Raw genomic sequence first — 22,963 nt, 5'->3', positions numbered from 1 at the left:
TTTTATTCTTTAATATTCAACCTTATATTGAATTACCGAGTAATCCTTTAAGTCTATAACTATTGAGACCTTATTCCCATCACTAAGTTTTAACTCTACAAACATTCTTCCAAAGTCATAATCTATTTCATTTTTTATAAAAATAGAGTTTTCATCAATTTTTTTATCAATCTTATTGAAAAAATTAATTGTTGCATCTTTAATTTTATTTTTATCTGGCTGTGAATTGAATTTTTCTAATTGATTCATTGCAGTAATATCTAGTATCTCTCTATTATCAGCGTTTATATCAACATAATTTGCCGTAAATCTATCATTAGAAGTCTTTGGTCTAAAGCTAACTGAAATAATATTTGGTTTTGCTTCAGAAGCATATTGGGCAGCATTTTTTGCGCCTTCAATATCCTTTTCATTTAACAATAGCTCTATCCATTTAGCATCCTTTTCTTTAACCATATACTTTTCCCCATCAACAGTTACTTCTACTGTTCTAGAGTTATTAATTCTATTAATGCTAGTTTCACTGAAGAAGCTTGCATCCTTTCCCATATAAATTTTCATTGCTTCGGTAGCTATGTTTATTGCTTCTTCATCACTTATCTCCCCATTACTTGCTTCACTTTTAGATTCTTCTGATTTATCATCAATAGATGTAACTGAATTTTTTGTGCCTTCTACTGATTTTTGGCTTGCATAAACTAATGATGAGCTAGCTACCACTATTGCTACTGCAAATACATAAACAAATATCCTTTTTTTATTCATAATTTTATACCTCCAAGATTTATTTTGTGCACGGGATCCCTATTACAAATTAAGTATATAACATAAATTTATAAATTTTATCCATAACTTGTCACGAAGTTGTAAAAAATAACAGCTTTTTATTATATATTTAAATATAATAAAAAGCTGTTATTTTCGATGTTCTAATATTAACTTGAGTAATATATGTATATTAATTTCTCTCTATTATGTAGAACACTAATACTTATTCTAGTTTGTTTTTAAGTTTTTCTATTTCAATATTTTGTTTCTTAATTATCGCCTCGTATTTATTATTATTTTCTATTAAATTTTTACTCAAATTATTAATTAGTGATGCCATTTCATCAGCACTACCAACAATTCTATTAAAAAGCAATAAATTTGTCTTTATAAGCTCAGGAATATCATTGCTTGAGTACCTCAGCAAATGATCAATTTCACCGTATCCTTCCTCAAATATTGTCCTTACTTGTATTTCAGCGATCACTTTCTGGTTTGTAGGATAAAACTCTACTAAATAATGAACAGAGCGATAGCCAGATATTCTTGATCTAACCTCTATATTAAGATCATGAAATATCTTTGTGTTATCCCCTTCCCTAACATTTGCTGTTACTTCTATTACACTCCATGTATTCATAATAAACTCATGTATCTCTTGCCATTGGTCTTTAAATATATGTATTACTCTTATTCCAATTAGGTCATTAATCTCATTCTTATAATTCTCTAAATCAAACTGAAAATTATTATTATACTTCCCTTTTCTATCTTCAGTTTTTCTTATTATTTTTTCTATTAATCTATCAGCTTCTTTAATTCTAGATTTAACTGAATGAATCATTGGTTGCTCTCTAAGAATATTAGCAATAAAATTTGCTTGATTCTCATAGGATGTCCTGTAATGTACATAATCCCCATATATTTCTTCAAGATTTTTAGTATTAATATTATTACTTTCTATCTCATCTTTAGCATGTGGATACTTTGATAGGAACTCTTCTAGATTAAATCTTTTCTTCATAATGTATACTCCTTTATAATTACCTTATTACATTATATATTTTCTCATATTATATTTCTACATTTATAAATTTTACTTTTATCTATATTCTCTTATTAAATTAAAATAAATATTATAGCTTCCTAAGAATTTTTAATATTTATGAACCTTCTCTTAAAAATAACACATTCATTTATTTACTTTATTGACAAATTTTAGGTAATTACTTAAGATTAAATTATATAATAAGGGGGGGAATATAAATGAAAAAAACAATTAAAAATGAAAGGAAAGTTACTGCTATAACTCTCTCAACTTTAATGCTGTTAGGGTTAACTCAACCTGTTAGTGCTGCAACAAATAATTTTACTTCAATCAAATCAGATTTAACTACTAATTCTTCAATTACTACTGTCACAGGTGATCTAAATGGGGATGGGAAGGTGAATATTCTTGATATGGCCCTTATCTCTCAAGCATACAACTCAAGAACAGGTGATACAATCTTTAATTCCTTATATGATTTGAATAGTGATGGCATAATTGATATTTACGACATAGTTAAAGTTTCTTCTAATTTTACTGTATCAACCGATACAACAGTTCCAGCAGAGTTTCAAATTTCAAAAAATAATTGGGATGGTGGACCTAATTATACTATTACCATGAACTTATGGTTTGGTACTAATGGAGACCAATGGATTTTATATGAAAATGGGGATAAAGTTGCATCAGTGCCACTAGTTAATGCTTCACCAGGAGCTCAAAGTGCATCCTATGATTTTAAAGACAAACCTAATGGAACCTATGAATACACTGCAGAGCTTGTAAACGCTATCGGTGTTACTAAGTCAAAGAATACTGTAATACATGAAGTAACAAAAAATGAAAAGCCTATTGAAGTTCCTCTACCTGAATCTGCAGCTGGAATACCTGCACTAGGTTATACAGTACTACGTGAAAAAGATGACAGCTTTGAATGGGCAGTTTATATGGCAAATCCAAATAAAAAGTATATATGGGATGGTATGGACTTTTCCGCATGGGGACTTAGCTTTGATACTGATAATGAAATAACTTCTATTTCAAATTGTGCTTCCTATAAAAAAGATGGAAAAACAGTTACTATTGATCTGAAAAATGATGAACGTCTTCTTAGTTATGGTACTACTAAAGTCTTTGTAGTTAAAGGAAAGAAAAAAAGTGAAAATAAACCTACGAATATAAAGGCTAATTTAATTAGAGGTAATATTGAATACCCTAAATTTGCAGGATTACCTTCCACTTGGAGCAAAAATAAAGCCAACTTAACTATAAATGATTTAATTGCAAATAAGGAACAGTACTATGATAGTACCGTTAAAGGTAATACAGGAAATAAACTCATGTATACAAATCCTGCTCATCCAACTCAAATGCAAATAGGAATGCCTAAACAGATGCCTATGAAGATTAATGGCTATTCTAACCTTAGAATTTGGATACCTTCAGAATATTTAGCACTTGGATTAGCAACAGGTACTGAATTCTTAGGATTAAATCCAAGCTTTATGGTTGGTCTATCTATAAAAGAAAATAGTACTTGCTCCTTAGTACCTTTGGAATCAGGTGAAAATTCAAATCTTACTGAATTAGATGGTAAGACATGGGCTTGGCCAATTCAAAAGAAACATCCAGATGGACCATTCCAAATGGAAAAAGGTAATTTTAATGAAGTTAAAAAACAATATAAAGATTATCTACCAAATACTGCTGAACATGATAAATATGTTACATTAGAAACAGGTGATCCAGATGATCCATCTTATGTACATTCCGCTATTACTTCTTATATAAGTTTGACGATGACTAGAGAATTCCTATATTCTATACCTAATAATAAATTTGATGAATTTATTAAATTATCAAAAGACCCATGGGTTGAATTTGTACTTGTAGATAACTCTTATAACAGAGGTGTATATGGACTTTTACAAAGAAATTTATTTACAACTCATAGAGAAGGTGCTATTAACTCAACAAATATAAATAAAGATTATGATCTCTCAGGATTTGCAAACCATATTGAGAATATCCAAAATATAATAAATGAAATGGATAAAGAGACTGAAAATGTGTACGATGCTAAAATTTCCTGGAATAAGATGGAAAAGTATTTTGATCAATTAAGATTATTCTATGGAAATGGTACTCCAACAGATGATGAATGGAAGGCAATGAAAAATGATACTAAGAAAGCCTTTGATTTACTTGCTAAACACTGGGGTGGAGATACTATCTCATACAGATATGACTTCTTAACTTTACTTAGAGTCATCGAAAAGTATTTACCAGAAGACCAACACCCATCTCCTTCTGGGGCATCATGGATAGAGCAAGTAGTATCAGCTAATAATCAAGCTGCATCGGCTCCTCCAAAGGCAGCTATTATGTCTAGAGAAGTCCAAAGATTTAAATAGTCTATATTTTAAGGAGCATGTAGAAATATCAATCTATTTTTACATGCTCCTTTTATATTCTCTTATATAGATTTGAAATATTCCAATATTCGAGGTAGAATAATTTGGTATAAAGTAAACCAAAATAGTACAGATGACGATAAAGGAGAGTTAATATGTTAAGTGAAAATTTATTAAAAAGTCTTAATGACCAAGTAAACTTTGAGTTCTACTCATCTTATACTTACCTTGCAATGGCTGGATACTGCGAAAATCAAGATTTAAGTGGTTTTGCTAATTTCTTTAGAGTTCAGGCTCAAGAAGAATTAGCTCATGCAATGAAACTTTATGACTACATATTCCAAAAGAATGGTTTTGTTGAATTAGAAAGAATTGAAAAACCTATCACTACATATGAAAATATTATTGATGTCTTCGAAAAAGGATACGAACATGAACAATTAGTTACGCGTAAAATTTATAATCTTGCAGATATTGCTTTCGAAGAAAGAGAACATGCTACAATGAGCTTGTTAAAATGGTTTATCGATGAGCAAGTAGAAGAAGAAAATAGTTTTAATTCATTACTTAAAAAGGTTAAAAGATCTGAAAATAATCCAGCTGCTATCTATATGATTGATGAAGAGCTTTCTGCTAGAGTTTATACTCCATCAACAAATGCATAATTTATAGGACTATCATTTGATAGTCCTTTTTTTTATAAATTTAATCATATAGAATTGTTTTGATAAATAACTTTAATTATATATTAAAAAATCAAAGTTTTATATTAGTATTATTTGACATTAAATAAAAAAAATGTAAACATAGTATTGAGACTATATTTTATAAGGGGGAAAGTTTATGTATCCTAATGTTAATAAAAAGAAAACCTTATCATTTCTCATTATTATCACACTAATTATTTCACTTTTACCTGTTACTATCGTAAATGCTGCTGCAACAGCTGCTCCGGGTAAACCTACATTATCCCACAATCAATTTGGAACAGATTATGATGGTGATTATGATATCACTATGAATATGTATTATGGGAATAATGCGACAAGCTATAAGCTGTATGAGAGATTTGGACCAACTGGAAACTTCACTCAAATAGCTGAAGGTAAACTTACTGATAACACTCCAAGTGTTCAATCAACTGTATTTCAAGTAAAAGGACGTACAGGAGTAGGTATGTATAACTATAAAGCAGAATTTATAAATAGTTATGGTACTACGACAAGTGATATACTTCAAGTTCAAGTAGGTAAGGATGGAAAACAAAAGATATTTATTGATGGTATAGATGCTAACTCTATAAAATATCAGATGACCATTACACAAAGTGTAAACAACTACAAATTATTAAATAGTTCAAATTCTAGTCCAAAATTTAAGGTTATATCAAGCAATACTTCAACTGTTAAAGCATCAATAATAAATGGTGACACACTATCTGTACAAGGAACAGCTTCTGGACGTAGTGGATTGAAAATTATTGATGAAGTAACTGGGGATATAAGACAAATTGGAGTTAGAGTTAGAAATACAGATGGTTCTCTTCCTGGAATGCCTGATTATCTTTCTCTAGGACAAGTATCAGAGGATACTGATAATGATTTAAACTTCTGGAAAGAAACTAGTAATGATGATACAAATAAACGTTCAGACATTAGATATATTTATGTCAATGGTGGACCTTTTGGTGGATGGAGAAGTTGGACAACAGAAGATGGAGATAGGGTAAAAAATTACATTAAAGAAAGTCTAAAACTTGGAATGATTCCTTTCTTTGTCTACTATAACATCCCAGATGATGGAGAAAGTTATGATCTTGATATAAAACATATTAATGATAAATCCTATATGGAAGCTTATTTTAAAGATTTAAAGTTCTTCTTAGATATATGTAAAGAATATACTGAAGATGAAACTGTAGGAATGATATTTGAACCTGATTTTCTTGGATATATGATGCAACAGTCTAACAAACAACCAAATGAAATTACTGCAATGGTTGATGCTGCCTACTCTTCAGGGGTATTAGAAAAAGGAAAGGATCCAAACTTTGAAAACTCTGTTAAAGGTCTTGTAGAATCAATAAATTACACAGTTAGAAAATATCATAAACCTTCTTATTTTGGTTGGCAGTTTAATATTTGGGCCTATGATAGTCATGAGATAACAGCCCAAGGATTACTTCATAAAACTGAATTTGCAGGCTGGGATGCTGGACGTCAATTTATAAAGCAAGTTGCAACTGAAACAGCTAATTATTATAATGCGGCTGGAATAACCTCCTTTGGTGCTGACTTTATTTCTATAGATAAATACGGATTAGATGGTGGTTATGAAGCAAATGCTGCAAGTGACCCTAAATCTTCAAAATGGTTATGGAATGCAGATTTATGGAATAACTACTTATTATATACAAAAACTCTTCATGAAGTAACAAATAAACCTGTTATTCTATGGCAAATCCCTGTAGGACGCTTAAATCATTCTAATGAACCTAATCCATATAACGGTGGCGAATTTGCTGATTTAACAAATAAAGAAGGTAATTATGAAGATTCTGCACCTAATTATTTCTTTGGTGATACCTTTACGCCTGGGGCTGGAAATAGACAAACCTATTTTAGCGGTAATACTGCAAATGACCCTAAAATAACAACATCAGGTAATAAAGTTACTTGGGGTAGCCATATGGAAGAGACTAGAGATGCTGGTGTAGTATCTATTTTATTTGGTGCTGGAGTTAACTCTAGTACAGATGCTGTTGGTTCTCCTGCACCTGATAACTACTGGTGGATTACAAAGGCTCAACGCTATTTGAAAAATCCTTTACCATTGAAAACAGGTGGCACAGTAGAACCTCCTATAAAGGATTTACCTTTGAAGGGATCTATTACTACAGATAATATAAACAGTAATGGTAACTATAAATTAACACTTAGTGTGCCGAATAATTCAAAAGCTACATCCTATAAGTTATACGAAAATGGGACAACTGTTAAGTCTGGATCTCTTACTAATTCAGCTACCTCTGTTATTCATGATGTAATTAATAAACCAACTGGTACCTACATGTATAAGTTGGATTTAATTAACAGCTATGGTTCCACTTCAAGCGACAACTTAACAATAAAGGTTAATAATACTGTAGTTCCTCCAATTGATATTCCACTTACGGGTAATATTACAGTAGATAAGGCTTCAAATGATGGTAACTATACTTTAAATTTATCTATACCTACGAAATCAAATGCTACTTCGTATAACTTGTACGAAAATAATAAAATAGTTAAAACTGGTGCTGTAACAGCTATAGCTCAAGATATACCTGTTACCTTTATTAAAAAAGAAACTGGCACTTACATTTACAGGTTAGATTTAATAAATAAAGATGCAACAACAGTTAGTAATGATTTAAAAGTAACATGCAATGCTACTACTCCACCTGATTCAAAGGTGAAAGTAGATTTTAATGTTACAGCTGATTGGGGTACTGGAGCAAACTTCGAACTAGTTTTAACTAATAATAGCAATAATGACATCACTGATTGGTCCTTATCCTTCACCTTTGATAAAAAGATCAATTCCCTCCCAGATGGAAATATAACCTCAAATGGGAATAACTATATTGTAACCCCAAAAGCTTGGAATAATTCTTTAAAGAAAGGTGAAAAGATAACCTTATCAGGTAGTTGCAGTGGTGGTGTAGGTAACTCAACTATCTCTAGCATAAAGTTTACATCACCTTCTTTAAAAGATATTGCTGGAGATGTAAACGGAGATGGTAAAGTTGATTCTTTAGATATTGGAATAATTGCAGACAGATATAATACTCAATCATCTAGTCTAAATTTTCTTCCAGTTGTAGATTTTAATAAGGATGAAATAATAGATATTTACGATTTAGTATATGTTTCATCACGATTTTAATTAGTATCAATATCTTGTTATTTTTAATGGTGTACCTTTATATAAAGGTACACCATTATCCTATATTTTTGTAGTTAAATTCTTCTTATTTCCTTCTACAAAGGCAGCCAAATTCTCTTTTTCATCCTCTGTAGCTCTTTTATTATTAATCTTTTCAAAATTTAGTAAAGACTCTTCTAAAGAAATACTAGCACCTACTATATCCCCAATAGATTTTTCGTATCTTACAAAATCCCTGAATCCTTTAAAATCATATAATTCATGATGTGCAGGTATATAATACTTCGATTTATAGTCTTCTAATTTTTCTAAAAGTTTATAGAACTTTTCCCTACTGTAACTCCATTCCCCACGATACATATCCATATATAATGAATCCCCAAGGAATGTTACCTTCTCTCCTGGTATATTTACAATTACTGAATCCTCTGAATGATCACAGTCTATATGTTCAATATTAACAATTACTCCACCTAAATCTACTTCTATATAGTTCTTAAATACTATATCAGCTGATGGAATTTCCACATATCTATCATTACTTGGTAATTCAACCTTAATATGTTCCCTACAAAATTCTATTTCTTCTCCACTCTCGACTCTTTCATCTATAGCCTTATCTGTCCATTCTAAGCCTTTCATCCATTTAAGCTTCCTATTACTTTTCTCTCCAATAATATTTATTAAGTTCATTGTAGTTATTCCAAATACATGATCCCAATGCCAGTGTGTTAAGGCTAAGTATTTTAATGGTGGAACATTTAGTTTAGCTACATACCCTAAGAATTCCTCAGCATGAGCCTTTGAGTTTCCTCCATCTACTACTAAACTATAATTATCACCTACTACTAATCCTAATACAGGTCTATCACTTTCTTTTTTGAAATCCATATAATATACTCTGTCTGTTATTTTATTAAACATAGCGTCTCCTTAGTCTTAATAATATTTGAATTTATTATATATTTATAATCCCCTCTAAATAAACTACACATCTGCCACTTATTAATACTTTATCCTCTATCAATTCACAGTGTAGCTTGCCACCTCTTTTAGAAAGCTGTTCTGCAATCATAATAGTTTTATCTAATCTTTTTGACCAATATGGAATTAATGTACAATGAGCAGATCCTGTTACTGGATCCTCATTAATAACACTATTAGGAACGAAAAATCTTGAAACAAAATCTACTTCTTTTCCCTTAGCAGTAACTATTATCCCATCTACATCAATACATTTAAGTATTTCCATATTAGGTTGTAAATATCTTATATCATCTTCCACTTCAAGTACCAACATTAGATCCCTTGATTTATATGCAGCTACAGGGATGACTCCTAAAGCTTCAAATATTATTTCAGAAACTTCTATTCTTTCCCCTTCTCTTATAGGAAACTCCATAGTAATTTTATCATCATTTCTTGAAACCTTTAAAATACCGCTTATTGTGCTGAATTCTATTACTTCTAAATCTGTTTCTATGTATTTAAAAATTATATATGCAGATGCTAGTGTTCCATGACCACATAAATCTATTTCATACTCTGGTGTAAACCATCTTAATTTATACCCATTTCCTTCTTTCTTAAAAAAGGCTGTTTCAGACAAATTATTTTCCATTGCAATTTTTTGCATAGTGTCATCCGTAAGCCATTCACTTAAAGGACAAACTGCTGCTTGATTTCCTTTAAAGCTTTCATCCGCAAAGGCATCTACTATATATATCTTATTTTCCATTTTACCACCCCAATAAATTTTTTTAATAATCCTGCAAAGTTATCTTATAAATAGTATCCTTTTTCACAATTTTTCAGTTTTTTCTTTTCTTCTAACCTATAGTTGGAATGATGTATTAATTATCAAGAAAATTGCAGCTGAAGCTAAGAATCACTCTATATCTTTTTGTACTTCTCTGCAAGGTCTTTTACAATTTCTTTAGATATTTTTATATTTTCTAAAATAATTTTATCTGGATTAGTTGTTAATGGATATTCTTCTATCCATATGTTACCATCAATTATTTCATACTTTATTATATCTTCGCCAGGTGATCTATCATCGATTTCTTCTAATTCCTCATATGGTGTTAATACAACAATTCTTCTACAAGGCTCCTCTGCCTCCCAAAATATATTGAAAAAACTATTATAATTATCAAATGATTTAGTAGAAGTTACTATCTTTGGATATAGCCCTAATTTTTTACCTGCTTCTATAAGATTAATTTCAATATTATTCATTAATATACCTCATTTCTATTGATTTAACTTATTATATAATACCATAATGTAAAAAAACTGATAAGTTAACCTATCAGTTCATTTACTTAATTTAATAATTTAATAGCTACTATTCTCTAATAATTCCTTAAAGACCATATTATGCTCTATATCCTTACTTAAAGCTTGTATAACTCTTATAATTTGTTTTTCAGTTACTTCTTCTTTAGCATTTAAAGCTATTCCTATAACATATGCCTTTATTATTCTATAGCTATTTATTAATCCATTAATACTCTTCATCAAACCTTCACCTTTATTGAAGGGAATTAAGTCCTTAAATATTTGATTAACTAAATAATTCTCAAGAATATAATGGAATTTATCTACTTTATAAAAAGATTTATTCATTTCCTTTAGATGATCACAAATATCAACTTCATTCATTATTTCTAGTTTATATTCATCAACACAACCATTTAACTTTATACTTTTAATATTTTTTATAAGTTCCTCATTTGCTAGACTTATGTAAAATTTATTATTTTCATTAAAAGCTTGTCCTTTAATTTCTTCATAGTTAATTGCCTTATTGTTGAAGTCTTCTATAAGATCTTCTAAGGAGTCATAATCCTCTTCATAATGCATTCTTTCTATATTTTCATAGAAATTCTTAAGTATATTCAGCCTTTCCTCTATTGTAAAGCTTCTTGATTGAATTATATTTATAGAAATTACTCTTATATCCCAAAAGAATTGAAGAAGACTATCGGTACCTTCATAAGCTTCACTATCAATTACTCTTCTAATTTCTGTAGACTTTTCATTAATTTCTTCCTCAATCTCAACAAACTCCATCTTATCTTTGTTTAAAAAACCTTTAACACATACTTCATAACAGGAAGGTAGTCCACTTTTTTCATATACACCATCAACTAAGTTATATACTCGAGGATAACTTTTACAGGTTATACATAGATTTTCCTCTCCTACTTCTTCATGTATATCACATAACATACTTTCATTTAAAAATGGACACGTTCTTTCACCTATAAGTTTCATAAACCCATGATTAAAGTAATTCTGACCTTTATCATTTTTAATAAACTTTCCATTGACTAATTCTTTAAAAGTTAAACTGCTGTTACTATAATTTAAATAGGTATCTCTATCTATATTAATATCCCAACCAGCACAACAGGTATCAATACATTTTGAACTTACGCATTTAAAATCCACCATGTATTTAGGCATAAATATCTTTTGTTTCATAATTAACCCCAATCTTTTTTGTATAAAAGTGCTTGTTAGGCTTACTTTATAATACTGTCATTATTTTATTAACTAGTACATTATATACTAAAGATTATCCTTACGAAATACCTATTTTAGTATGTTATTAAATTTTGCTGATTTCGTTAAAGATAAGAAAAAAGAAGTCGACTAGCAACTTCTTTTAATGATCATTTATATATATTCTTTTAAACTTAAGCCACAATAATCCATCACTAACTCACAGTACATTGAGTTTGTCCAAGAGAACCATTCTCTTGTGAAATTCTTAGGGTCGTTAGGGTCAAAGGACTCATGCATAAATAAGGTATCTCCATCAGTTTCCTTCATCATCATTATCTTATCTAACTTTTCCTTCTGAGTATCACTAGTTAAACCTTCAATAGCTAGTGATATATGCCAGATATAACCTTCGGGAGTGTGAGGACTTCCTATCCCCTTTGCATACTTACCTTTATAATAATACTGATTATCTTCACTTAAAATATAATTTCTTGTATTCACGTATGTAGGGTCATCATTTTTTCTGTACCCGATTAAGGGTATTGATAATAAGCTTGGTACATTTGCATCATCAACTAAAAAACTATTACCAAGTCCATCTACTTCATAAGCATACATGCTTCCATACTTTTTATTATGTACTATACCATATTTTTGTATACCATCTTCAATTTCATTCCTTAAAACCTCAGCCTTACTAGCCAGTTCCTCATTATTTAAAAGAACCTTAGCTATCTCAACTAAATATCCAAGTACTGTATATGCAAACATATTTGATGGTACTAAATACCCATAGGCACAAGCATCATCACTTGGTCTAAATCCTGACCAAGTCATACCTGTATATGTAGTCTTAGTTCCTAAGCCACCTCTATCAAGATTATTTCTAGCTCTAGAGTTTAATCTTTGGAATCTATATGCTGACTCCTTTTCATGATTCTGCTCTCTCTTCCATAAGTCTAAAATAATATTAGAAACCTCAGTGAACTCATTATTTATATGGTCAGTTTTACCTGTAACCTTCCAATACAAATATACTAATTGTAGGGAGAAGCATAAAGAATCAACCTCGTACTTGCGTTCCCATACCTCTGGTAACATTTCTGTTATATCATCATGATGACCATTTCCATTAGCACTTTCATTAAATGCATTTGCATAAGGATCAATTTTTATAAGCTTATAGTGATTCTTTATTAGACCCTCAATCATCTTCTGAATTCCCTTATTTTCTTTTGCAAATAAAAGATATGGTCTTATTTGACATACTGAATCTCTAAGCCACATAGCAGGAATATCCCCTGTAATAATAAAGGTAGTTTCGTCATCTTGTATTTTAACTGTCATGTCTATTGTATTATTTATACATTTCTCAAAAATATCAGCTACTTTTTTATCATTAATCTTATCCATTATTAATGCTTTAGCTTCTTTTACGAAATCTCTATTTATTTCTAACATAATTATACCTCTGAATTTCTGTCGTTTTATCGTCTCGCAAAGTCTACAAATTTAAACTTATCAGTCCTATGTCTAGACTCTGTATATTGAAATAAGCTTCTATCATCTAAATAAGTAAAACTCTTTACTACAACAACCATATTGTCCATGCCTAAATCTAAATATTTTCTATCTTCCTCATTAGCTTTTTGTACTGTAATTTCCTTTTTAGCATAGGAAACTTTTAGTTTAAGTTCTCCTTCTATATACTCATATAGCGAGTTTTTGCATACATCTAATGTTAATGTTGGAACATATTTAGAATTTAAGTAGTCCTTATCTAAAATAATTCTTTCGCCATCAATCCTTCTTACTCTTACTATTTTCCATACGTAATCATCTTCTTCTAATTCTAGTTTAGTTTTTATCTTACTACTTGGAGCCTTTAAGCTTAATTCCTCTATCTTTGTTTCTATCTCATTTCCCATACTTTTAGCTAGCTCATGAAAGCTTCTGATACCTGAAACTGGAAAATTGAACTTATTAATATCTAGTACAAAGGAACCTTTTCCTTTTAATTTTTGTATGTATCCATTTTGCTCTAAAAGATTTAAAGATTTTCTGACAGTATCCCTTGATACATCATACCTTTCCATTAGCTGCGATTCTGATGGTAGTTTACTGTCCACCTCTAAGTTTCCATTCTCTATACTACTCACTATTTCATTATAAATTTCTATATACTTACTCATGTTAAATCCCTACTTCTTTCTTAATACTATAAGTTTATTATATAATACTTTCTATCTAAATTTAAAGGCATAAAGAAATAGAGTTTAACATATATAGATATGGATGAAAGTAATATACTTTCATCCATATGTTAATTACTTAATTTATAAACTACTGATTCATAAGGTCTTAAGGTTATATTAGATATATCTAATGTACTATCTCTATAATTTGAAAGTAAAATTTCTACCTTTTTACCTTCAAATTCTATTTCTTTACATAAATTAATATGTCCCTCTTTACCATAGAAATTACTAACTACTACTATAGACTCACCATTATAGAATCTTTCATAAGCATAAATTTTATCATTCATTTCATCAAGAATTCTATAATCTCCATAAGAAATAATATCCTCTTCTTTTCTTATCTCTATAAGCTTTTTATAATGGAAGAATACTGAATCCTTATCAGTTAAACTCTTTTCAGCGTTTATTTCTTTATATCTATTTGAAGTATTAATCCATGGTGTTCCTGTAGAAAACCCTGCATTTTTTGAACTATCCCACTGCATTGGTGTTCTTGAATTATCTCTAGATTTACTTTTTAGTATTGTTAATATTTTTTCTTCATCCATACCTTCTGATTTGAGTATATTATAATAATTAATTGATTCAACATCTCTATAATCATCAATTGACTCAAATTCTGGATTTGTCATAGCTATTTCTTCCCCCTGATATATGTAAGGAGTACCATTCATCATGTGAACAGCTGTAGCTAACATCTTTGATGATTCTTTTAAATATGTTTTAACATCTCCAAGCCTTGAATTAATTCTTGGTTGGTCATGGTTACACCAAAATAATGCATTCCATCCTTGTCCATCAATTAATCCCCTTTGCCACGAACTAAATATATCCTTTAGGTTCTTAAAATCAAAATCCATCAACGACCATTTTTCACCACTTTTATAGTCTATCTTGAGATGATGAAAATTAAATACCATAGACAATTCATTCTCATTTTTCCCAGAGTACTTTATACAGTCCTCTATAGTAGTTGATGACATTTCTCCTACAGTTATTATATCCTTATATTTTCCAAAGGTATTTTCATTTAATTCTTTTAGATACTTATGGATATTAGGACCATCAGTATAGAATCTTCTACCATCTCCAATATGATCATCTTCAAAAACTTCTGGCTTTGAGATTAAGTTAATAACGTCTAGTCTGAATCCTTTAACTCCTTTTTCAATCCAGAAGTTAACTACATTATATATCTCTTTACGAAGCTCTTCATTATCCCAATTTAAATCTGCTTGAGTTACATCAAATAGATGGAGGTAGTATTCATCAAATTTCTTAACATACTCCCAAGCACTACCACCAAATTTAGATAGCCAATTAGTTGGTGGACCTCCATTATTACTCTTCTTAAAGATATAATAGTTTTTGTATTTTTCATCTCCTTCTAATGCTTTCTTAAACCATTCATGTTCTGTAGAAGTATGATTAAATACCATATCTAACATTATGTCTATATCTCTCTTTTTAGCTTCCTTTACAAGTACTTCAAAATCACTCATAGTTCCATAAACAGGATCTATATTGTAGTAATCTGCTACATCGTATCCATTGTCCCTTTGAGGAGATATATACATTGGGGTTAACCAAATGTAATCAACCCCTAATGTTTTTATGTAGTCTAACTTTTCAACTACTCCTCTAATATCCCCTATTCCATCTCCATTTGAATCACTAAATGATTTTGGATATATTTGATAAACTACACTTTTCTTAAAATCTTTCATTAATATTTCACTCCATTTAAATTATGTCTTACTTATACTATTTAACTGCTATTTTATTTAACTTAGTTTTTGATAAAATTATTGTTAATACAAATGGTATTACTGCTGCTACTACCATACACACTAAGTATGGTAACATACTACTTCCTTGCATTGACAGTATAGCTGGAAGACCTCCAATACCAATTGAGTTTGCAGTAGCTGTAAATATCATTGATACCATACCTGCGATTCCTGAACCAATAATAGCTGCTACGAATGGATAAAAGTATTTTAAGTTAACACCAAAGATGGATGGTTCTGTAACTCCTAAGTATGCTGATATACATGCAGGTACTGCAATTTGTTTTGCTTCTGTATCTTTTCTCTTTAAGTAAATATATCCTAATACCGCTGATCCTTGAGCAATATTTGCTAATGCTACTATTGGCCATGCATATGTACCACCAGTTGTTGCAATAAGTTGTAAGTCTATTGGTAATAATGTATGGTGTAATCCTGTTATAACTAAGATTGGGTATGCAAAACCATAAACGCCTGCAAATAACCAACCAAATTGGGAATTGAAACCTGCTTGTACTACTGTTGCAACCACATCTCCTATCTTCCAACCTATTGGTCCAAGTACTGTATGTGCTAATAGCACTGTTGGTACTAATGAGAAGAAAGGTACTATTATCATTTGTATTGCCTCTGGTGAGAATTTCTTAGCTAATCTTTCTAAATAAGCATATGTAAATCCAACTAATATTGCTGGTACTATTTGTGCTTGGTAACCTATCATTTCAACTTGAGCAAATCCAAAATCCCAGAATGGAATAGTATCAGCACCAGTTACTGCATATGCATTTAATAATTGTGGTGATACTAAAGTAATACCAATTACTATACCAATCATTTGATTAGCACCCATTTTCTTAGCTACTGACCAAACAACGCCAACAGGTAGGAAGTGGAATATAGCTTCACATATTAGCCATAAGAAACTATTTGTCCCATTCCAGAATTGTGATATTTCTGTTAAAGCTTTTGTTCCGTCTTCAAACAACTTCATATCACCAATTATATTTCTAAATCCTAGTAATAAACCACCTACGATAATTGCTGGTATTAATGGAGAAAATATATCTGCTAAATTAGCTACTATTCTTTGTAGTAATGTCATATTTTTCTTAGCTGCCTCTTTTATAGCATCTTTATTCTCTCCTTGTATACCTGTTTGTTTTATAAATTCATTATAAAAAGTGGATACCTCTGGTCCAATTATTACTTGAAATTGACCTGCTTGAGTAAATGTACCTTTTACTGAAGCTAATGCTTCAATAGCTTCTATTTCCGTTATTTTAGGATCCTTTAAGACAAATCTCAATCTAGTTACACAATGAGTTAATGCCGTTATATTATCCTTACCTCCAATATACTTAATTAATTTCTTTACATCATTTGTGAAGTTTCCCATTTTACTTCCTCCTTTTCATTACTTGTACTTACATCTTCTATAATTAATTTAACATGTACGTACATATATTGTCAAACGTTTTCATGAAATATTTTAGAATTTTTTTTACTAATTGGTAAGTACTATGTCTTAATGCTTAGTATAAAAGTCATATTCTTTACTTAATATGAAAAAAAGTAATATAGAATGTATAAACCATTACATAAGAGTTACTTCATATCCTATATTACTTTTCTTAACTTTTTATATTCTATACATTATAGCTTCATATGGTCTTAATTTTAGACTACTTATTTCAACACTTGAATCCTTATAGTTACTTATAAGAATTTCAGGCACATTTTTGTACTCCTCCTCAAACTTGAACACTACTGGTTCCTTGTAGAAGTTACAGACTACAAGTATATTATCTCCGTTAAATTCTCTTATATAAGCATAGATATTCTTATCATCATAATCTAATAGCTTATAATCTCCATAGATTATAGTTTCACTATTTTTTCTTATTTCTATAAGTTTTTTATAATGATAGAATATAGAATTTTTATCCTTTAAAGCATTATCCACGTTAATCTCTTTATAATTTTCATTTACTTTTAACCATGGTTTACCTGTAGTAAAGCCAGCATTTTCTGTATTATCCCATTGTATTGGAGTTCTAGCATTATCTCTACCTTTTGCATATATAGACTCCATTAATTCTTCATGTTTAAAGCCTCTAGCTAGCCTATCTTTATACATATTACGTATTTCAATATCATTATACTCTTCGATAGTTTCAAATCTAATATTTGTCATACCTATCTCTTCACCTTGATAGATATATGGTGTTCCCTTAAGGCCATGTAGAAGAGTTGCAAGCATTTTAGCACTTTCCACTCTATACTCCTTATCATTACCCCATCTTGAAACTATTCTTGGTAGATCGTGGTTATTCCAGAAAAGACTATTCCAACCCTCTCCTTCAAGCTCTGTTTGCCATTTAGAGAATACTCTCTTTAGATCTCTTAAGTCTAATGGTTTTAGGTCCCATTTATTTTTACCTGGTATCTTATCAAGGCTTATATGTTCAAATTGGAATACCATACTTAGCTCATTTCTAGTAGGGTTTGAATATAGTTTTGCCACTTCTGGAGTTGCTCCCCAGGTTTCACCTACTGTTAATAAATCATGTTTTCCAAAACTATTTCTATTCATCTCTTGAAGATATTCATGAAGTTTTGGTCCATTTTCTTTTATCATTTCATCTGGAACTTTACCAATTAAATCAATAACATCCATTCTAAAGCCGCCAATACCTTTGTCTATCCAGAAATTCATCAAATCCCAAACTTCTTTTCTAACCTTTTCATTATCCCAATTTAAGTCTGGCTGCTTCTTACTAAATAAGTGTAAATAATATTCACCAGAAGCTTCATCTAACTCCCAAGCACTACCACTAAAGGTTGATATTAATTCATTAGGAGCTTTGCCCTTAACTGGCTTTCTCCATACATAATAATCCCTATATTCATTATCCTTAGACTTCTTAGCTTCAATAAACCACTTATGCTCATCAGATGTATGGTTAACAACTAAGTCCATAAGTATTTTTATATTTCTTTCCTTAGCTTCTTTTAATAGTCTATCCATATCATCCATTGTTCCAAATTCATCCATGATATTATAGTAATCACTAATGTCGTATCCGTTATCATCATTTGGAGACTTATATACTGGGCTTAACCATATTACATCAATTCCAAGTTCTTTTAAGTAATCTAGCTTCTCAATAATACCTTGAATATCTCCAATTCCATCCCCATTGCTATCCTTAAAGCTTCTCGGATAAATTTGATATACTACTGAGCTATGCCACCATTTTCTTTCCATATCTACACTCCTTTTTATCTTGTACGTATAAGTTTCTAATTACATAATAACCTTTACATATATAGAATGTCAATGTGAAAATAGAATATTAATTATTTAAGTCTAAATCTTCATAAAAAATTCCTATGGATGAAAATATCATCCATAGGAATTTATATCTAATTATTCAACATATGAATTATCCTTCAATAAACTTCACTAGTTCCTTGTTAAATTTATCTTTCTGATCATAAAAAGCACCGTGCCCGCTATCTTCCATCTTTACAAGTTTAGAATTTTTAATAAGCTTTTTCTGTTCTAATGCTAGTGGAAATAAGCAAACTTGATCGTGGATTCCATGTAGAATCAAGGTTGGCACTTCTATCTTTTTTAAATCAGTAAAAAGTCTTTCTTCATTAAGCCAAGTATTTGCTATTTCTGCTGTTGCCCAACCTGCTGCTTGCAATCCCAATTGAAAGAACCAATCAGAAAATGCTTTACTTATTGGTTTATAAAAGAATGTTTCACCAAATTTCCTTAACATCTTAGGTCTATCACTATATGTTCCTTGAATTATATCCCTAACTGCCTCTTCCTTTAATCCATAAGGAAAATATGGTCGTTTGATAACACTAGGTGCCGCTGCTGCAAAAAGAGCAAGCTTACATACTCCATATCCATTATGTCTTGCCATATACCTTACAGCAATCCCTCCGCCAGTTGAATGTCCTGCTAATATAAAATCATCTAAGTCAAGTTCATCAACTACTGCCCTAACGTCATCTGATAATGTATCATAATCATATCCTTTTAATGGTTTATCAGATGCTCCAAAGCCTCTCTGGTCAATACCAATACATCTATATCCTTTCTTTGAAAGGTAATCAAATTGGTATTCAAATAAGTTATGGCTACCTGGCCACCCATGTAGAAATAAAATTGTCTTTTTACCCTCTACATTAAGATCCTCTACATATAGCTTTACGAATGGATCTACATTTACGTAGTATCCCATAATATCCCTCCAAACAATAAAATTATTGTTAGTATTATATTCCTTTTTAACTATATACGTGAATTAATTATATACGTGAATTAAATATTTATTTCGAACTATAAAACAGATTTAATTTTCTTATTTAAGAAAGAAGCACCTTCCATTACAGGTTTGCTTTTAATCTAGCTTTTTAATAAGTCCTCTATGCTTTTATCTTCAATTTTCTCTGGATATAATGCCACTACTGAATCATCATCTATTAATTTATAATACTTTGTTGAATAACTAATATTAAATTTACTATTAGGTAAAATAAATCTTAATATCTCACCATAACAATTTGGTTTACCACCAGAAGGCTCACCAACAATTATTCCGTTGGTTTCCCACTTGAATTCATAAGCATTAATTAAAGCTGATGAAAAAGTTTCTCTACCAATTTTTATTTTTAAATTTTCTTTGGTATTAATTGATTTATTACCTTTGATATAATCTATTAATGGTCTTATTAATCTGGAATCACCACCAAGATTATTACTTAAATCTACTGTTACCTTGCTTATTTGATTTCTATTAATATAGTTAATGACTTCAGTAATCTTATTCTCTATTTTGATATCTCCCTTTTCTCTACAGGAATTGTAGTAAATGTGAAGTTCTTTACTATCCTTAAAATACTTATAACAGAAGTTTTCTTTATCTTCTTTAAGATATTGAGGTAACATATTATTTATATATACTAGTTCATCTCTGTAGACTGTTTCTAATTCAACTTCTTCACCTTCCAAGCCTATTTTTACTTTATCTATTGAATCAATTATAACTAACCCATAAAGAACCTCGGCAACATTTAAATAATTCATGCTTTTAGCTTTAAAGAAATACTCATTCTCACATGAAACTATTTCTCTAAGCTCAGTCATGACTTTATCTATAGCCATACCTTCTATGAAAAGTATCTTTTTATAAAGTAAATGCTTATGCATATCTATTGTATCTACAATATATATACCTTCTTTAAACCAATAAAATTTCAAAGGTATATATTTTTTAACAGGAAAAGCCAAAGATGTATGTGCATCTCTTACCGATGCAACAATCCTACTTAACTCAACCTTCATTTCGTTATAATCTAATTCATTTATTAATGATTTTAAATATCTGAGCTTTTCTTCAAAATCTTCCCTACTTATATTAAAAAATAGATTCTTATGTTTTTCTATAAGATTATCCTTTAGATAGTCAATATCTTCAATCCATTTTTCTTCCCAACTACTACTCATTATATCTCCCTTGCTATTAACTAACTTAATTATTAATATAACATATAAAATCAGATACTACAGCTAGTAATTGTATTCTTGCTTTAATATTCCTCCATTTTATCACTATAACTATTTAACAGCCTAATAAAATGATTAGATTCTCTTAGTACATGATCTGCAAGAAGAGGTAATAATATGCTTTGTATCTTACACTCATCAATACCCTTTGTACCTGCCTCTTTAAAATCCTTTAATTTCATTGTTTCTAGTAATGTTTCCTTTGTAATACTCGCTAATGTCTCATCACTAGTATTCTTTGCCTTTTCAATTAAACTTGCGTATTCTTTAGCAAATTTATCAGAGATCTCTATTAAAGTGTTTTCAACCGGATCAAGAAGACCCCGAATAAATAACGTATGTTCCATCATAATTCTATCCCAAAATAACTCACTTTCTTTAATATCCTTATCTTCTATATCCTCTCCATTGTCAAGATCTATTATATAACTTCGATATAATTTAGCCTCACGAATAATATGCTTTATAAGAGTTGGATAATTAACTGTAAATATTTCACAACATAACATTCCATCTAAAATTCTTTCCTTTAAATCTATGAGTCCATCAAGTAATTTTATGGCTCTCTTATTTAGTACTCTTACAGTCCTAACTATATCTGATTTTACCTTAGGATCCCTACCACATTGTAATTTCGACTCCATAACTGTTATCTTTTGATTTATCTCTATTCCTGTATAAAACATAGTTTTTCTTTCAGTACTTAATGTATAGTCAGTGAATATTTCACCTGAATCCAAAACACTTTCTCTAACTATTCCATTACTTACTTTTACCGTATCAAGTAGAAATTTTTCAAATTCTATTTTGTAATGGTCTGCTTCCTTTGTAAGCTTACCATTTTTAGGTGTGAAACCTGCCTCCAAGAATAGAGAATGCTCCTTCATTATCCTAGCAAAAAATAAATGTAGTTCTAGTGATAAAACTACATACTTTTGGTTATTAAACATTATTTTCCTCCAAGAATTTTATTATATTTTATTCTTTTATGATAGTTTAAGTTCTTATTAATTTAATAATTACTAAGGTAATATATATTTTCTATATAAAAAGGCCTAGTAGCAACAAATCTACTAGGCAGATTATAATTAATTTTATTAAGCTATATTACTAATAATATAAGCATTTGGGCAATATATTTCCCTTTGTAGTTCACAGTCTTGATCAAAGGTACTAAATGATATTTTAAGATCAGGTAAGTAAGATAAATTTGTAACATCAGCGAGTACTTTTGCGGCTACTTCATTAAAATTTTTACATAAATCACTAATATCATCATTATAAAATTGTACAACTGCGGCTTTAATTATTATAACCACGTTACCTGTTCTTTCTTCTGCTTCTATTGGTACTTTGCCTGTTGTTAAAATTGTCCCTACAAATAATGGGTTTGATAATAAAGCTAAGCAGAAGGTTTGTGCTAATATTTCGGGGGTATATTCAATATCTATAAGGGGAACAACATTCCCACTGCTATTGAAGATAACAATATTAACAGTAACACCTCCGAAATCTTTTGTTTGTGGTAGTACTTGTCTCAGTGCATTTGCTACCTCATCATTACATACATTTATTGTTAAGGTATAGCTCTCTCCAGTTTGAAATAAATCATTAACCTATATATATCTACTTAAACCATAGGTGTACTTTAT

The 22,963-nt window shown here is 29.9% G+C and carries 18 protein-coding genes; 3 read left to right on the top strand and 15 right to left on the bottom strand.

Annotated elements, in window-relative coordinates:
* Positions 1-9: 9 nt before the first annotated feature.
* On the bottom strand, positions 10-765 hold the full coding sequence (locus ACSYT2_RS06395) for a hypothetical protein (protein ID WP_438384231.1): 756 nt from the start codon (positions 763-765) through the stop codon (positions 10-12).
* A gap of 226 nt (positions 766-991) precedes the next feature.
* The gene (locus ACSYT2_RS06390) at positions 992-1,792 is read right to left on the bottom strand and encodes a RelA/SpoT domain-containing protein (protein WP_438384229.1); all 801 of its coding nucleotides are present in this window, start codon (positions 1,790-1,792) and stop codon (positions 992-994) included.
* Between the two features lie 242 nt (positions 1,793-2,034).
* Here ACSYT2_RS06390 and ACSYT2_RS06385 point away from each other — a divergent pair, with 242 nt between their 5' ends.
* From ACSYT2_RS06385 to ACSYT2_RS06375, 3 genes are all read left to right on the top strand, one after another.
* The gene (locus tag ACSYT2_RS06385) at positions 2,035-4,230 is read left to right on the top strand and encodes a dockerin type I domain-containing protein (RefSeq protein WP_438384227.1); all 2,196 of its coding nucleotides are present in this window, start codon (positions 2,035-2,037) and stop codon (positions 4,228-4,230) included.
* 155 nt (positions 4,231-4,385) lie between these two features.
* Positions 4,386-4,895 (top strand): ferritin, encoded by a 510-nt coding sequence (locus ACSYT2_RS06380; RefSeq protein WP_430856348.1) that lies wholly within the window; start codon positions 4,386-4,388, stop codon positions 4,893-4,895.
* Between the two features lie 178 nt (positions 4,896-5,073).
* A complete protein-coding gene (locus ACSYT2_RS06375) occupies positions 5,074-8,157 on the top strand; it encodes a cellulose binding domain-containing protein (RefSeq protein WP_438384226.1) in 3,084 nt (1,027 codons plus the stop codon).
* 60 nt (positions 8,158-8,217) lie between these two features.
* Here the strand turns inward: ACSYT2_RS06375 and ACSYT2_RS06370 are convergent, their stop codons facing one another.
* The 13 genes from ACSYT2_RS06370 to ACSYT2_RS06310 form a co-directional block, all read right to left on the bottom strand.
* Entirely contained in the window at positions 8,218-9,081 is an 864-nt protein-coding gene (locus ACSYT2_RS06370) for an MBL fold metallo-hydrolase (RefSeq protein ID WP_438384224.1), read from the bottom strand.
* A gap of 34 nt (positions 9,082-9,115) precedes the next feature.
* On the bottom strand, positions 9,116-9,895 hold the full coding sequence (locus ACSYT2_RS06365; RefSeq protein WP_438384223.1) for a PhzF family phenazine biosynthesis protein: 780 nt from the start codon (positions 9,893-9,895) through the stop codon (positions 9,116-9,118).
* Between the two features lie 155 nt (positions 9,896-10,050).
* Complete coding sequence (locus ACSYT2_RS06360; protein ID WP_430856344.1) at positions 10,051-10,398, bottom strand: hypothetical protein; 348 nt, start codon at positions 10,396-10,398, stop codon at positions 10,051-10,053.
* 99 nt (positions 10,399-10,497) lie between these two features.
* Positions 10,498-11,649, bottom strand: coding sequence for a flagellin lysine-N-methylase (gene fliB / locus ACSYT2_RS06355; RefSeq protein WP_438384221.1), 1,152 nt, complete (start codon positions 11,647-11,649; stop codon positions 10,498-10,500).
* 195 nt (positions 11,650-11,844) lie between these two features.
* Positions 11,845-13,134, bottom strand: coding sequence for a glycoside hydrolase family 125 protein (locus ACSYT2_RS06350; protein WP_438384219.1), 1,290 nt, complete (start codon positions 13,132-13,134; stop codon positions 11,845-11,847).
* 26 nt (positions 13,135-13,160) lie between these two features.
* The gene (treR, locus tag ACSYT2_RS06345) at positions 13,161-13,865 is read right to left on the bottom strand and encodes a trehalose operon repressor (RefSeq protein ID WP_430856341.1); all 705 of its coding nucleotides are present in this window, start codon (positions 13,863-13,865) and stop codon (positions 13,161-13,163) included.
* Positions 13,866-13,996: 131 nt separating this feature from the next.
* Positions 13,997-15,661, bottom strand: a complete 1,665-nt coding sequence (gene treC, locus ACSYT2_RS06340; RefSeq protein WP_438384217.1) for an alpha,alpha-phosphotrehalase — start codon at positions 15,659-15,661, stop codon at positions 13,997-13,999.
* A gap of 37 nt (positions 15,662-15,698) precedes the next feature.
* Positions 15,699-17,120: a PTS system trehalose-specific EIIBC component gene (treP, locus tag ACSYT2_RS06335; protein ID WP_430856339.1), complete on the bottom strand. Its 1,422-nt coding sequence runs from the start codon at positions 17,118-17,120 to the stop codon at positions 15,699-15,701.
* Positions 17,121-17,363: 243 nt separating this feature from the next.
* On the bottom strand, positions 17,364-18,992 hold the full coding sequence (locus ACSYT2_RS06330) for a glycoside hydrolase family 13 protein (RefSeq protein ID WP_438384215.1): 1,629 nt from the start codon (positions 18,990-18,992) through the stop codon (positions 17,364-17,366).
* Positions 18,993-19,170: 178 nt separating this feature from the next.
* Positions 19,171-19,986, bottom strand: a complete 816-nt coding sequence (locus tag ACSYT2_RS06325; protein ID WP_438384213.1) for an alpha/beta fold hydrolase — start codon at positions 19,984-19,986, stop codon at positions 19,171-19,173.
* Between the two features lie 164 nt (positions 19,987-20,150).
* Entirely contained in the window at positions 20,151-21,251 is a 1,101-nt protein-coding gene (locus ACSYT2_RS06320; RefSeq protein WP_438384212.1) for a peptidase S41, read from the bottom strand.
* A gap of 83 nt (positions 21,252-21,334) precedes the next feature.
* Positions 21,335-22,261: a DUF2935 domain-containing protein gene (locus tag ACSYT2_RS06315; protein WP_438384211.1), complete on the bottom strand. Its 927-nt coding sequence runs from the start codon at positions 22,259-22,261 to the stop codon at positions 21,335-21,337.
* A 147-nt stretch (positions 22,262-22,408) separates the two neighbouring features.
* Positions 22,409-22,630, bottom strand: a complete 222-nt coding sequence (locus tag ACSYT2_RS06310) for a hypothetical protein (RefSeq protein ID WP_438384210.1) — start codon at positions 22,628-22,630, stop codon at positions 22,409-22,411.
* Positions 22,631-22,963 lie beyond the last annotated feature (333 nt).

The sequence above is a fragment of the Clostridium zhoujianii genome (assembly GCF_051590805.1).
In the GTDB taxonomy this organism is placed as follows: domain Bacteria; phylum Bacillota; class Clostridia; order Clostridiales; family Clostridiaceae; genus Clostridium.
The sequence above is the reverse complement of the archived record's forward strand: the minus strand, read 5'-3'. Positions and strand labels throughout refer to the sequence as shown.

Excerpts from the sequence above, each read along its gene's own strand:
- ACSYT2_RS06395 (WP_438384231.1), bottom strand. The coding sequence starts at position 765 with ATGAATAAAAAAAGGATATTTGTTTATGTATTTGCAGTAGCAATAGTG.
- ACSYT2_RS06390 (WP_438384229.1), bottom strand. The coding sequence starts at position 1,792 with ATGAAGAAAAGATTTAATCTAGAAGAGTTCCTATCAAAGTATCCACAT.
- ACSYT2_RS06385 (WP_438384227.1), top strand. The coding sequence starts at position 2,035 with ATGAAAAAAACAATTAAAAATGAAAGGAAAGTTACTGCTATAACTCTC.
- ACSYT2_RS06380 (WP_430856348.1), top strand. The coding sequence starts at position 4,386 with ATGTTAAGTGAAAATTTATTAAAAAGTCTTAATGACCAAGTAAACTTT.
- ACSYT2_RS06375 (WP_438384226.1), top strand. The coding sequence starts at position 5,074 with ATGTATCCTAATGTTAATAAAAAGAAAACCTTATCATTTCTCATTATT.
- ACSYT2_RS06370 (WP_438384224.1), bottom strand. The coding sequence starts at position 9,081 with ATGTTTAATAAAATAACAGACAGAGTATATTATATGGATTTCAAAAAA.
- ACSYT2_RS06365 (WP_438384223.1), bottom strand. The coding sequence starts at position 9,895 with ATGGAAAATAAGATATATATAGTAGATGCCTTTGCGGATGAAAGCTTT.
- ACSYT2_RS06360 (WP_430856344.1), bottom strand. The coding sequence starts at position 10,398 with ATGAATAATATTGAAATTAATCTTATAGAAGCAGGTAAAAAATTAGGG.
- fliB (WP_438384221.1), bottom strand. The coding sequence starts at position 11,649 with ATGAAACAAAAGATATTTATGCCTAAATACATGGTGGATTTTAAATGC.
- ACSYT2_RS06350 (WP_438384219.1), bottom strand. The coding sequence starts at position 13,134 with ATGTTAGAAATAAATAGAGATTTCGTAAAAGAAGCTAAAGCATTAATA.
- treR (WP_430856341.1), bottom strand. The coding sequence starts at position 13,865 with ATGAGTAAGTATATAGAAATTTATAATGAAATAGTGAGTAGTATAGAG.
- treC (WP_438384217.1), bottom strand. The coding sequence starts at position 15,661 with ATGAAAGATTTTAAGAAAAGTGTAGTTTATCAAATATATCCAAAATCA.
- treP (WP_430856339.1), bottom strand. The coding sequence starts at position 17,120 with ATGGGAAACTTCACAAATGATGTAAAGAAATTAATTAAGTATATTGGA.
- ACSYT2_RS06330 (WP_438384215.1), bottom strand. The coding sequence starts at position 18,992 with ATGGAAAGAAAATGGTGGCATAGCTCAGTAGTATATCAAATTTATCCG.
- ACSYT2_RS06325 (WP_438384213.1), bottom strand. The coding sequence starts at position 19,986 with ATGGGATACTACGTAAATGTAGATCCATTCGTAAAGCTATATGTAGAG.
- ACSYT2_RS06320 (WP_438384212.1), bottom strand. The coding sequence starts at position 21,251 with ATGAGTAGTAGTTGGGAAGAAAAATGGATTGAAGATATTGACTATCTA.
- ACSYT2_RS06315 (WP_438384211.1), bottom strand. The coding sequence starts at position 22,261 with ATGTTTAATAACCAAAAGTATGTAGTTTTATCACTAGAACTACATTTA.